The organism is Humibacter albus DSM 18994, from assembly GCF_000421825.1.
GTDB lineage: Bacteria > Actinomycetota > Actinomycetes > Actinomycetales > Microbacteriaceae > Humibacter > Humibacter albus.
In genome coordinates, this window is record NZ_ATXT01000017.1 from 47,728 (window position 1) to 60,403 (window position 12,676).

General features: G+C 67.8%; 10 protein-coding genes. 4 read left to right on the forward strand and 6 right to left on the reverse strand.

Going from position 1 to position 12,676, the window contains the following annotated elements:
- Complete coding sequence (locus H623_RS20045; protein WP_051143253.1) at positions 1-1,431, reverse strand: YihY/virulence factor BrkB family protein; 1,431 nt, start codon at positions 1,429-1,431, stop codon at positions 1-3.
- Between the two features lie 115 nt (positions 1,432-1,546).
- Here H623_RS20045 and ptsP point away from each other — a divergent pair, with 115 nt between their 5' ends.
- On the forward strand, positions 1,547-3,199 hold the full coding sequence (gene ptsP, locus H623_RS0113700) for a phosphoenolpyruvate--protein phosphotransferase (protein WP_026940346.1): 1,653 nt from the start codon (positions 1,547-1,549) through the stop codon (positions 3,197-3,199).
- A gap of 224 nt (positions 3,200-3,423) precedes the next feature.
- A complete protein-coding gene (locus tag H623_RS0113705) occupies positions 3,424-4,725 on the forward strand; it encodes a GNAT family N-acetyltransferase (protein WP_022901505.1) in 1,302 nt (433 codons plus the stop codon).
- 144 nt (positions 4,726-4,869) lie between these two features.
- Here the strand turns inward: H623_RS0113705 and H623_RS0113710 are convergent, their stop codons facing one another.
- From H623_RS0113710 to corA, 5 genes are all read right to left on the reverse strand, one after another.
- The gene (locus H623_RS0113710) at positions 4,870-5,646 is read right to left on the reverse strand and encodes a succinate dehydrogenase iron-sulfur subunit (protein ID WP_022901506.1); all 777 of its coding nucleotides are present in this window, start codon (positions 5,644-5,646) and stop codon (positions 4,870-4,872) included.
- Positions 5,646-7,463 (reverse strand): succinate dehydrogenase flavoprotein subunit, encoded by a 1,818-nt coding sequence (gene sdhA, locus H623_RS0113715; protein ID WP_022901507.1) that lies wholly within the window; start codon positions 7,461-7,463, stop codon positions 5,646-5,648. Before sdhA ends, H623_RS0113710 begins: the two co-directional genes overlap by 1 nt.
- A gap of 45 nt (positions 7,464-7,508) precedes the next feature.
- Entirely contained in the window at positions 7,509-7,961 is a 453-nt protein-coding gene (locus H623_RS0113720) for a succinate dehydrogenase hydrophobic membrane anchor subunit (protein WP_022901508.1), read from the reverse strand.
- Complete coding sequence (sdhC, locus tag H623_RS0113725) at positions 7,958-8,386, reverse strand: succinate dehydrogenase, cytochrome b556 subunit (RefSeq protein ID WP_022901509.1); 429 nt, start codon at positions 8,384-8,386, stop codon at positions 7,958-7,960. Before sdhC ends, H623_RS0113720 begins: the two co-directional genes overlap by 4 nt.
- 405 nt (positions 8,387-8,791) lie before the next feature.
- On the reverse strand, positions 8,792-9,916 hold the full coding sequence (gene corA / locus H623_RS0113730) for a magnesium/cobalt transporter CorA (protein WP_022901510.1): 1,125 nt from the start codon (positions 9,914-9,916) through the stop codon (positions 8,792-8,794).
- Positions 9,917-10,165: 249 nt separating this feature from the next.
- On the opposite strand from corA, the gene H623_RS0113735 reads away from it, so the two are divergent.
- Positions 10,166-11,284: a mannose-1-phosphate guanylyltransferase gene (locus tag H623_RS0113735; RefSeq protein ID WP_022901511.1), complete on the forward strand. Its 1,119-nt coding sequence runs from the start codon at positions 10,166-10,168 to the stop codon at positions 11,282-11,284.
- 172 nt (positions 11,285-11,456) lie between these two features.
- On the forward strand, positions 11,457-12,545 hold the full coding sequence (locus tag H623_RS0113740; protein ID WP_026940348.1) for a BMP family lipoprotein: 1,089 nt from the start codon (positions 11,457-11,459) through the stop codon (positions 12,543-12,545).
- The last annotated feature ends 131 nt before the right edge of the window (positions 12,546-12,676 follow it).

A 12,676-nucleotide genomic window follows, 5' to 3' on the forward strand; every position in this document is an offset into this window, starting at 1 on the left:
TTAGTCGGCGCCTCCGACACGCTTTCGGCGGGAGGACGGGCGACCGACGGAGGCGTCGCGGTCGGAACCACGAGCATCCCGGCCGCCACGGTTCGACCCGTTCGACACCGGGTCGGAACGACCCTCGGATGTCTGCAGCCACCAGCTGCGCTTGCGCGGCGGTTGCGGAAGCGGCTCGCTCTCGATCCGTGCCAGTTCGGCCCTGGCGTCGCGGACTCGGTACCGCGCAAACCACTTGGCGATGCCTCGTGCCGACGCCCGCCGCCGTTCGGCATCCTGGACCGTCGCCCGGGCGACGAGCACCCGTGCCGAGCGTTCCGCCACGGCGTTCTCGTACGCCACCTGCTCGGGCGTGCGCCGACGGGGATCGAGTCCCCGCTCCTTCATCCCGACCGCGATCCATGCGGCGGCGAGCAGAATCATGCGGCAGATCAGGTTGAACCAGATGAGCAGTCCGATGAACACCGCGAAGGTGGCCAGCAGCGGGTTCTTCGTCGCGCCGCCGATGAGCAGGCCGCCCAAGGCGCCGAGCCCGCTGAGGGAGATGGCGCCCAGAAGCGAACCGACCGCGAGGGAGCGCCACGGGATGACGACGCGCGACAGCACCCGGTACATGGCGGCCAGCGTGAAGAAGTTCAGGGCGATCGACACGGCGAAACCGATCACCCGCGCGAGCAGCGTCGGCCAGAACGAGGTCGGACTGATGCCGAACAGGTCGAGGAGAACCGAGATCGCTTCCGTCGTCAGCACCGAGACCGCAGCAGAGAAAATGAGGATGACGCCGAACACGAGGGCCAGACCGAAGTCGGAGATCTTCTGCAGCGCATAGTTGCGCTCGTCGCGGCCCAGGTCGAACATCGCGCGTACGGCCTGGCGCGTGTAGTACAGCCAGGCGACGGCCGTCCACAACAAGCCGACGAAGGCGATGATGCTGGTCCACCCGAAGGTCGTCGCGAGCGAGAGCAGTGCTTCCTTGCTGATGACGCCTTCGTCGACGCTCGTGCCGATGAGCCCGGGCACGGCGTCGTTGATGATGTTCACCAGCGCGTTGAAGAGACCGGGATTGCTCGTCAACCAGTAGCCGGCCACCGAGAACGCCACCCAGAGGGCAGCGAACACGGCGAACAACGACTGGTACGACATGCCCGCCGTGCGCAGGTTGCCGTCGTTGTGGGAGAACTGGATCCAGACCCGGTACGGCTTGAGGGTCGTCACCCAGCGCCACCACCGATTGACCTTGCGCACGGGGCCCTGCAGCCGGTCGCGCAACGGATCGGCCAGCTCCTCGAGGCGCTCGGTCAGCTCCTCGCGCTCGTGAGCGGCCTCGGCCCGCAAGTGATGCAGGCGGCGATCGCGACGACGGGACGACTCGGCGGCATCATTCGCCTGCCCGGGGGAGGCATCCGTCGTCTTCGGATTCTGCCGCGCCACGGGCCCAGCCTATTGGCCTCGGGCGGCGAGCGGCGGCGAAACTCCTGCCGGGTCCGCGGGCCACCACGAGGATTCGGGACCGCGGGGCGGTCGGCATAGGCTGGTGGCCGTGTCGATCCAGATCACGGGCATCGGCGTTGGCCATGGCGTCGCCGTCGGGCCTGCGCTGCGCATGCCCGACCCGATCGGCGAGCCGGAAGACGTGGCATCTCCGGCCGAACCCGACGACGAGTATCACCGTGTCGAGACCGCGCTCACCGCGGTGACCGGCGACCTCGTCGAACTCGGGCACCGCGCCGGCGGCGAGGCCGAGGAGATTCTCGAGGCGCAGTCATTGATGGCACAGGACCCTGCCGTGGTCGATGACATTCGGCAGCGCGTGGGTGACGGCAAGACGGCCGAGCGTGCGGTGTTCGAGGCGTACGAGGAGTACGCGAAGGTGCTGGAGGGTCTCGGCGACAATCCGGCCGCGCGGGGAGCGGACGTGCGCGATGTCGCCCGCCGCGTGATCGCCCGGCTGAAGGGTGTGGCGCTTCCGACGATCCCGCGATCAGACGTCCCGTTCGTGCTCGTCGCCGCCGATCTCGCTCCCGCCGACACGGCGACGCTCGACCTGGGAAAGGTGCTCGCCATCGTGACGCGCGACGGCAGCAGCTCGTCGCACACCGCCATCCTGGCGCGCAACAAGAACCTGGTCGCCGTGGTCGGTGCCCGCGGCAGCGAGAGCATCGTGAACGGCCACACGCTCATCGTCGACGCCGAACGCGGCACCGTCACGCTGGACCCCGACCGTGTTTCCGTTGCGGCGGCCGCCGAGCGCGGCGGCCGCGTGGCCGAGCCGCGTCCGCTCACGCCCGGCGCGCTCGGCGACGGCACGCCGGTGCCGCTGCTCGCCAACGTCGGTTCGCCGGAAGAGGCGGCTCCCGCGGTGGCGCTCGGCGCCGAGGGCGTCGGACTGTTCCGCACGGAATTCCTCTATCTGGATGCCCGCACCGCGCCCTCCGTCGACCTTCAGCGATCCCGCTACCGCGACCTGATGGCCGCGTTCGCCGGCCGCAAGGTCGTCGTGCGCGTGCTCGACGCGGGCGCCGACAAGCAGCTGGCCTTCCTCGGCCACACGCACGAGGAGAATCCCGCGCTCGGCCGGCGCGGCCTGCGCGCGCTGCGCGAGCACGAGGATGTGCTCCGCGACCAGTTGACGGCGCTCGCGGGCGCTCAGCAGGACACCGGAGCCGACCTCTGGGTGATGGCGCCCATGGTCGCCGACGTCGACGAGACCGCCTACTTCGTCTCGCTTGCCCGGTCCCTGGGGCTGCAGACGGTCGGCATCACGGTCGAGGTGCCCTCCGCTGCGGTGCTCGCCGATCAGGTGGTGCCACTGTGCGACTTCGTCAGCCTCGGCACGAACGACCTCACTCAGTACACGCTGGCGGCAGACCGCATGCTCGGATCGGTCGCGCACTATCAGGACCCGTGGCATCCGTCGGTCCTGAGGCTCGTGAAGCTGGTGGGGGATGCCGGCCGCGCGTCGCACACGCCCGTCGCCGTCTGCGGCGAGGCGGCATCCGATCCGCTGATGGCCGTCGCACTCGTCGGGCTCGGAGCCGACGAACTGTCGATGTCGCCGGGCGCTCTCGGCGACGTGCGGGCGGTGCTCGCGCGGGTCACGCTGAAACAGGCGAGAGATCTCGCGACCCGTGCCCTCGCGCAGACGAGCGCGGCAGCGGCGCGTGCGGTCGTCGCCGACGCACTCGGCTCCGTCGGCTGACGCCGTTTCAGAGCCAGCGGTGACACGCTGCCGTTTCGTCCACGGCTCGGGCTCGGCCGCGGCGTCCGACCATGGCGTACTGCTGCGGCGTTCACAATTCAGGCTGCGAGCCGGCCAACACCCACTGGCTCCCGTCGTTCCGGGACCGTGCGGGCATCCGCGTTCGCGGCAGCCTGAGTCGTGAACCAGGAGGCTGGGTGCCGGAGCCCCCGTAGGCTGGTGCGATGGACGCACACGAGCTCGCCCTCGACCCCGCTTCGACTCAGGCACTGGCCGCCCGCGATCTTCGTCTCGGCCTCGTCGACAGCGCCGACCGCGATCAGCTCGCGGCATGGCACGAGGCCGACTCCCGAGGGTTCCACGATCGACGCCCGGAGCAGCAGTCGACCGACGAACTGCGCGAGCACAGCGCGGGCCGCCGCATCACCGGCGTCTGGGACGACGCGATTCCGGAGTCGGAGGTGCCGGTCGCCACGGTCTCCAGCTGGGTGGCCGGCCTCTCGGTGCCCGGCGGATCCCTGGATGCCTGGGCCATCAGCTCCGTCACCGTCGCTCCCACGCACCGTCGCCGCGGCGTCGCCCGCGCGCTGCTCGAGGGCGAGTTGCGCACCGCCGCCGCCGCAGGTGTGCCGGTGGCGGCACTGACCGTCTCGGAAGCGACCATCTATTCCCGCTACGGATTCGGTGCCGCGACCTGGGCCGCTGACTTCACGCTCGATACCAGGCGCGCCGGCTGGGTGTCGACCATCGAACCGTCCGGGCGTCTCGCGTTCGTCTCGTTGCAGACCGCGGAGCAGACCTGCCGAGACGTCTTCACGCGCGCCTGGGCGGCGACGCCCGGCGACATGGTCATCGACGACCTGCACTGGGGCAGCCTCACCGGTGTTTACGGCGACCGCGACAAGCGGAGCGCCTCGTTGCGCGCCGTGCGGTACGACGATGCTGACGGCATCCCTCAGGGTGTGGTCGTGTACCGCCTCAAGGAGAATCACGCCGACTTCACCAAGCACACCGTCGAGGTGGAGTATCTGCGTGCGGCGACCGATGAGGCGTACGCCGCGCTGTGGCGCTACCTGATCGAGCTCGACCTGGTCTCCACGCTGCATCACGGGGTGGCGTCGCCGGATGAGGCCGTGCTGTGGATGATCCGCGACCTGCGCGCCGCGACAGTCACTCCGTACGACCACCACTGGCTGCGCATCCTCGACGTCCCCACCGCGCTACAAGCCCGGCGCTACGCGGCCCCGCTCGACATCACGTTCCGCATCGATGACCCGCTCGGCTTCACCGACGGCACGTTCCGGCTTCTCGTCGGCACCGACGGCTCGGGCCGCGTGGAGCGAACGGATGCCTCGCCCGACCTCTCGATGGCCGCGCCGGCTCTCGCGAGTCTCTACCTCGGCGGGGTGCGTACTGCCACGCTGGCGCGAGCCGGTCGTGTGGTCGAGCTCGTTCCCGGCGCAGTGGCACGGTGGGATGCCGCGTTCGCCTCTGCGCAGACGCCCTGGCTCAGCTACTGGTACTGATCGTTCGCGCTCGTCGCCTCGTTTGCACCCCTCGCAGGCCAAACCTGCGGTGGACATCGGCGGCGAAATCGACGATGCGCCGCACGGGAATGACTCCCATGCGGCGCATCGTGACAGCGTTCGCGCCCTCCAGGCAACGATCTTCTACGCGTGCCCGCGCATGATCGCCTGCTTGACCTCGGCGATCGCCTGGGTGACCTGGATGCCGCGGGGGCAGGCATCCGTGCAGTTGAAGGTCGTGCGGCAGCGCCACACGCCCTCCTTGTCGTTGAGGATGTCGAGGCGCACCTGAGACGCGTCGTCGCGCGAATCGAAGATGAAGCGGTGCGCGTTCACGATGGCGGCCGGACCGAAATACTGGCCGTCGGTCCAGAAGACGGGGCACGAGGAGGTGCACGCCGCGCACAGGATGCACTTGGTCGTGTCGTCGAAGCGGGCCCGCTCGGCCACGGACTGGATGCGCTCCTTGCCCTCCGGCGGCGTCGAGTTGGCCTGCAGGAACGGCTGCACTTCGCGGTACGAGGCGAAGAACGGCTCCATGTCGACGACGAGGTCCTTCTCCAGCGGAAGCCCCTTGATGGCTTCCACGTAGATGGGCTTCTGCACGTCGAGATCCTTGATGAGGGTCTTGCAGGCGAGTCGGTTGCGGCCGTTGATGCGCATGGCATCCGAACCGCAGACACCGTGTGCGCAGGAACGGCGGAACGTGAGCGACCCGTCCTGATCCCACTTGATCTTGTGCAGCGCGTCGAGCACGCGGTCGGTCGGGTAGACCTCCACGTCGAAGTCCTGCCAGTGCGGCTCCGTGTCCACGTCCGGGTCGAAGCGCCGGATGATCAGCGTCACCACGAACGACTTGATCGCCTCGGGTGCGTCGGATGCCTGCCCCTCGGCAGGCGCGTCAGCGACAGCGGTGGACATCAGTACTTCCTCTCCATCGGCTGGTAGCGCGTGATCACGACGGGTTTCCAGTCGAGCTTGATGTGGTCTGCCGGATTCGACGAGTGCGGGTCGCCCGTGAGGTAGGCCATGGTGTGTTTCATGTAGTTCTCGTCGTCGCGCTTCGGGTAGTCGTCGCGCATGTGTCCGCCCCGGCTCTCCTTGCGGTTGCGTGCGGAGAACACGACGACCTCGGCGAGGTCGAGCAGGAACCCGAGCTCGACGGCCTCGAGCAGATCGGTGTTGAACCGCTTGCCCTTGTCTTGCACCTGCACATTCCGGTAGCGCTCGCGGAGGCCGTGGATGGTCTCGGTCACGGCGGCGAGCGTGTCGTCGGTGCGGAACACCTGCGCGTTGCGGTCCATCTGCTCCTGCAGCTCCTTGCGGATCGCCGCGATGCGCTCGGTTCCGGTGGAGGTGCGCAGGCCCTCGAGCATGTCGCGCACGCCGGCCGCCGGATTGTCGGGAAGCGGCACGAACTCGGCCGTCTTCACGTACTCCACGGCGTTGCGGCCGCTGCGCTTGCCGAACACGTTGATGTCGAGCAGCGAGTTGGTGCCGAGGCGGTTCGAGCCGTGCACGGATACGCAGGCGCACTCGCCGGCCGCGTACAGACCGGGGACGATGGTGGTGTTGTCGCTGAGCACCTCGGCGTTGTTCGTCGTCGGGATGCCGCCCATGGCGTAGTGCGCGGTCGGCATGACCGGGACCGGCTCGACGACCGGGTCGACGCCCAGGTAGGTGCGGGCGAACTCGGTGATGTCTGGCAGTTTGGTCTCGAGCACCTCGGCGCCCAGGTGGGTGCAGTCCAGATACACGTAGTCCTTGTTCGGCCCGGCGCCGCGGCCCTCGAGCACCTCCTGCACCATGCTGCGGGCCACGATGTCGCGCGGTGCGAGGTCCTTGATGGTCGGCGCGTAGCGCTCCATGAACCGTTCACCCGAGGCGTTGCGCAGAATGGCACCCTCACCGCGGGCGCCCTCGGTGAGCAGGATGCCGAGTCCGTAGAGGCCGGTCGGGTGGAACTGGAAGAACTCCATGTCTTCCAGCGGCAGGCGCTTGCGCCAGATGATGCCGACGCCGTCGCCGGTCAGGGTGTGCGCGTTGGATGTCGTCTTGAAGATCTTGCCGAACCCGCCGGTGGCGAAGATGACGGCCTTCGACTGGAAGACGTGCAACTCGCCGGTGGCGAGTTCGTAGGCGACGACGCCCGACGGACGCTTCTGCGTCGTCCCGTCCGGACCGTCGACCTCGCCGATGAGCAGGTCGAGCACGTAGAACTCGTTGAAGAAGTTGATGCCGAGCTTGACGCAGTTCTGGAACAGCGTCTGCAGGATCATGTGGCCGGTGCGGTCGGCGGCGTAGCAGGCGCGGCGCACCGCGGCCTTGCCGTGATCGCGGGTGTGTCCGCCGAACCGGCGCTGGTCGATCTTGCCCTCGGGCGTGCGGTTGAACGGCAAGCCCATGTTCTCGAGGTCGATGACCGCGTCGATGGCCTCTTTCGCGAGGATCTCCGCGGCATCCTGGTCGACCAGGTAGTCACCGCCCTTGACGGTGTCGTAGGTGTGCCACTCCCAGTTGTCTTCCTCCACGTTCGACAGCGCGGCGGCCATGCCGCCCTGCGCCGCCCCGGTGTGCGACCGGGTCGGGTAGAGCTTGGAGATGACGGCCGTCTTGGCGTGCGGGCCGGCCTCGATGGCCGCGCGCATGCCGCCACCGCCGGCGCCGACGATGACGATGTCGAACTGGTGGTAGTGCACGCCGTCGATCACGGCTCCGTCTGCGATCTGTTCACTCACGTGGATGTCCGTAGCTTTCGGTTCGTGTCCGCTGCCGAGGGCGGGTTACTTGGAGATGGTCGAGCAGAAGTCGGGCAGCAGGTGCGCCGGTGCGCCGCTCGGGCACGGGTCGAAGAAGGTGACCGTGTAGGTGCCCAACAGAATGAGCACGACGACCGCCGCGAGGATCAGGATCTTCAGCGTGCGGTTGATCGTGCGGTTGTGCGCGTAGTCGTTCACGATGGTGCGCATGCCGTTGCCGCCGTGGATGAGGGCAAGCCACAGCATGAGGCCGTCCCAGACCCGCCAGAACGGGTCGGCCCACTTGCCGGCGACGAATCCGAAGTCGACGGCCTTGATGCCCTCGCCCAGCACGAGGTTGACGATGAGATGCCCGAAGATGAGCACGACCAGCAGCACGCCCGAGGCGCGCATGTACAGCCAACCCCACTTCTCCCAGTTCACGCCCTTCGAGCGCGGGGGACGGGCAGGGCTGCGGGGTGCCTCGATGGTGGTCACGATGCGCTCCCCTCGCTGAACACGTTCATCAGGTGGATCGGCGCGAAGCCGAGCATCAGCACGACCCAGACCACGATCACGATCCAGAACATGATGCGCTGGTACTTGGCGCCCTTGCTCCAGAAGTCGATCAGGATGATGCGGATGCCGTTCAGCGCGTGGAACGCGATGGCCGCGACGAGCGCGGTCTCACCGAGTCCCATGATCGGGTTCTTGTACGTGCCGATGACCGCGTTGTACGCCTGAGGGCTGATTCCGAGCACGACGGAGTCCAGAATGTGGACGAGGAGGAAGAAGAAGATCGCCACGCCGGTGATGCGGTGGAGCACCCACGACCACATGCCTTCTCGACCCCGGTACAGCGTTCCCCCGGGCCGACTCCTGGTCGACTCGAGAGTGTCTGCCGCTTCTACTGGCACGGACAACCCTCCTTGGTAGGTACCTTGGCGCTTGCGTCATGGCGCGCGACAACGAGCGCGACCGACGCGGCTCCAAGCTTACGTCCCGCCCCGTCCGGCCGCCTCTAAGGCGAACCTAACTGTCTCGACGTCGAGACAGTTCCTTCTTGTGCGCCGTCCCCCGGCCGGCGCACCGCAGTCGGCTGTGCGTGTGGTGCGGTTCGGCGGCGTGCACGCCGCCGCCTTCGGGAGCGTGTTGCGTCGCGTGGTGTGCGCCGTCCCCGGCCGGCGCACCGCAGTCGGCTGTGCGTGTGGTGCGGTTCGGCGGCGTGCACGCCGCCGCCTTCGGGAGCGTGTTGCGTCGCGTGGTGTGCGCGGTCCCCCGGCCGGCGCACCGCAGTTGGCTGTGCGCTGTGGGTTGTGCGCAGCCCGCTACAGCCAGTGGCGGCGCTTGAAGATGACATAGAGGCCGATGCCGAGCACGAGCATCAGCGCGATCGCCATCGGGTAGCCCCATGCCCAGTGCAGCTCGGGCATCACGCTGAAGTTCATGCCGTAGATGCTCGCGATGAGCGTGGGTGTGAACAGGATCGCCGCCCACGACGAGATCTTCTTGACCTCTTCTCCCTGACGGAACGTCGTCTCCGCGAGCGAGGTCATCCGGGAGTTCTGCCGCTCGCTGACCAGGGTGGCGTTCACCGTGAGAATGTCGCGGAGCATCCGCCTGAAGTCGTCGACACGCTCGTTCACCTGGGTGAGGTGGTCGGCCACGTCGCGCAGGTTGCGCTGGAGTTCCTGCGTCACCCCGTACTTCTCGCTGCCGAGTTCGAGTGCCTCCATGACGGCGGTGAGCGGATGCGTCGCCCTCTGGAAGTCGATCACCTCCGTCGACAGCTCGTAGATGCGCCGTGACACCCGCGCGTCGCCGTCGAACACCTGCGTCTCGATCTCGTCGATGTCGTTGGCGAGGCCGGCGACCACGGGAGCGTACCCGTCCACGATCGCGTCGATGATGGCGTACAGGATGCTCTGGGTCCCCAGCGCGAGCAGCTCGGGATCGTGCTCCATGCGGTGTCGCACCTGGGAGAGGTCGGGCGACTCGCTGTGGCGCACCGTGATCACGAAGTTCGGCCCGACGAAGACGTGCACCTCGCCGAACGACACCTCTTCGGGCACGTCCAGATAGTTGGCCGCGCGGAGCACCACGAAGAGCACGTCGTCGTAGCGCTCCAGCTTGGGCCGCTGGTGCGCGCTGATCGCGTCTTCGACGGCGAGCTCGTGCAGGTCGAACTCGCGGGCGAGCGATTGCAGTTCCGACTGGCTCGGTCGGTACAACCCGATCCAGGCCACTCCGCCCGGCGTCTCGTGCAGGGCGCGGTACGTGTCGGCGAGCGTGGTCGGCGACGACAGCCGGCGACCGTCGGCGTAGATCGCCGCGTCGACGATGGTGCGGCGGGATGCCGCCGGCTCGTCCGTCGTCGTCGGCGCCGGTTCCGGTGCGGGGCGTGATCGCTGTCGGAACGGAATCGGGATGACGCGTCGGCGGCGCTCGGCCATGGTTCGCCTCCGTTCAGCGGCAGGGAGTCTTCGGTGCAGATCTTTCGTGCAGAGAGTCGGAACGGAACGTCCCGTGACACCCTAAGCCCGGCACCGACCCGAAACCGGCAGCCGCGTCGGCCCGCCCGTGGCGACGGTCGTCCGATGCTTCGGTCGAGGTTGCCGGCCCGTCGACGGATGCGCGTCTCGAACGCGATCCGGGTGTCCCGTCTCGGTGCTCCGTCCCTGCGCGCGACCTAAGGTGGACGCATGAGCGCATTGCCCATCGACGACTTCTACTGCGTGATCCCCGCGGGGGGCGTGGGCTCCCGCCTCTGGCCGCTCTCGCGGGCCGATGCGCCCAAGTTCCTGCACGACCTCACCGGGTCGGGGACCACGCTCTTGCGCGCCACCTGGGATCGCCTCGCGCCTCTGGCAGGACCACAGCGTGTGATGGTCGTCACGGGGCGTGCGCACCGGGCTGCAGTGGAAGCGCAGATCCCTGCGCTCGCCGACGAGAACGTCGTGCTCGAGAGCGAGCCGCGCGACTCGACCGCCGCGATCGGTCTGGCTGCGGCGATTCTCGAGCACCGGCATCCGGGCGTGATCATCGGCTCCTTCGCGGCCGACCACGTCATCGGCAACATCCCGCTCTTCCGTGCGGCAGTGGTCGAGGCGGTCAACGCCGCGCGTGCCGGATACATCGCCACCGTGGGCATCACGCCCACGGAGCCGGCGGTGGGATTCGGCTACATCCATGTCGGCACACCGCTGGGAATCGACGACGCCGCTTCCGCCAAGCAGGTGCTCTCGTTCGTGGAGAAGCCCGATCTGAAGACCGCGAGGAAGTACCTGCACAGTGGCGACTACCTGTGGAACGCGAGCATGTTCATCGCGAAGGCATCGGTGCTCCTGGAGGAGATCGGTCGCTCCAATCCGGAGCTGCTCGCCGGCCTGCTCGAGCTCGCAGCGGCGTGGGACGATCCGGCCACGCGCGGTCCGGCCGTCGACCGCATCTGGCCGACCCTGAAGAAGGTCGCGCTGGACTACTCGGTCGCCGAACCGGCGGCGGCGGCGGGCAAGCTCGCCGTCGTTCCCGGCCACTTCTCCTGGGACGACGTGGGCGACTTCGCCTCGCTCACCAAGCTGAACTCCGGTGGCAGGGCCACCGACCTCGCCATCCTCGGCGAGAACGCCCGCGTGCTGTCGGATGCCTCCAGCGGCATCGTGGTCAGCCAGACCGGCCGCGTGATCAGCCTGATCGGCATCCAGAACGTGGTGATCGTCGATACCCCCGACGCGCTGCTCGTGACGACGAGCGAGAACGCGCAACGCGTGAAGTCCGTGGTGGAAGCCCTGCGGCTGACCGGTTCCACCGAGGTGTTGTAGCCCGCCATCTGCACTTTTGAGCACCCGGCTACCGGATCCTGCTCAAAAGAAACAAGATGATAACGGCGACGCGGGGAACTCGATGCCGCTGTCAAAGCCATTCGTAACGTTGAGTAACGCCGCTCGCCGATGTTCGGTGCGCTCGGCGCAGACACTTGACCTGGAGGACAACGTGACATCCAAAGTTCGCAAGGTGGCGCTCGCGGGGCTCGCCGCCGCCAGTGCGCTCGCTCTGCTCGCCGGCTGCGGCCAGGCGCCGTCGGAGAGCAAGTCGACCAAGGCGGCATCGAAGTTCCTGCCGTGCATGGTCTCCGACTCGGGCGGCTTCGACGACCACTCGTTCAACCAGCTCGGCTACGAGGGTCTCGTCGCCACGGCGAAGAAGCTGAACTCCAAGTTCAAGACCGCCGAGTCGAAGACGGCGAGCGACTTCGCGCCGAACATCAACAGCATGGTCGACCAGAACTGCAACCTGATCATCACGGTCGGCTTCAACCTCGCCGACGCGACGAAGAAGGCCGCGAAGTCGAACAGCGACACCGACTTCGCGATCATCGACGACAACTCGATCGATGCTCCGAACGTCAAGCCGATCATCTTCGACACCGCGCAGGCGGCGTTCCTCGGCGGCTACGCGGCGGCGAGCTTCTCCAAGACCGGCGTCGTCGGCACCTTCGGCGGCCAGCAGATCCCGACCGTGACCATCTTCATGGATGGCTTCGCCGATGGCGTCAAGTACTACAACCAGCAGAAGGGCAAGAACGTTCAGGTCGTCGGCTGGAACGTCGACAGCCAGAAGGGCTCCTTCACCGGTGGGTTCGACGCGAACGACACCGCCAAGCAGGTCGCACAGGGCATCATCGACCAGGGCGCTGACGTGATCATGCCGGTCGGCGGTCCGATCTACCAGTCGGCGGCGCAGGCCATCGACGAGGCGAACAGCGCGGGCAAGAGCATCTCGATGATCGGCGTGGACGCGGATGTCTACAACACCGACAAGAGCGTGCGCTCGATTCTGCTCACCTCGGTCATGAAGGGCATCAAGCCGTCGACCTCCGCGGTGATCGAGCAGTCCGCCAAGGGCGACTTCTCGAACACGCCCTACGTCGGCACCCTGAAGAACGATGGCGTAGGCCTCGCCCCGTTCCACGACTTCGCGTCGAAGGTCGACTCCAACCTCAAGGCGGAGCTCGACAAGATCAAGGCCGGCATCATCGACGGATCCATCACGGTCACGTCGCCGGCGTCGCCGAAGTCCTGATCGGCTCCACCCCTGCTCCCCGAGCGAGGCGCAGCCGAGTCGAAGGGCGCCGTAGTCGGCGCCCTTCGACTCGTTGCGCTCGCGCAGGGCGCATGACAGCACAACAGCAAGTCCGCGATGCCCGTTCGAGA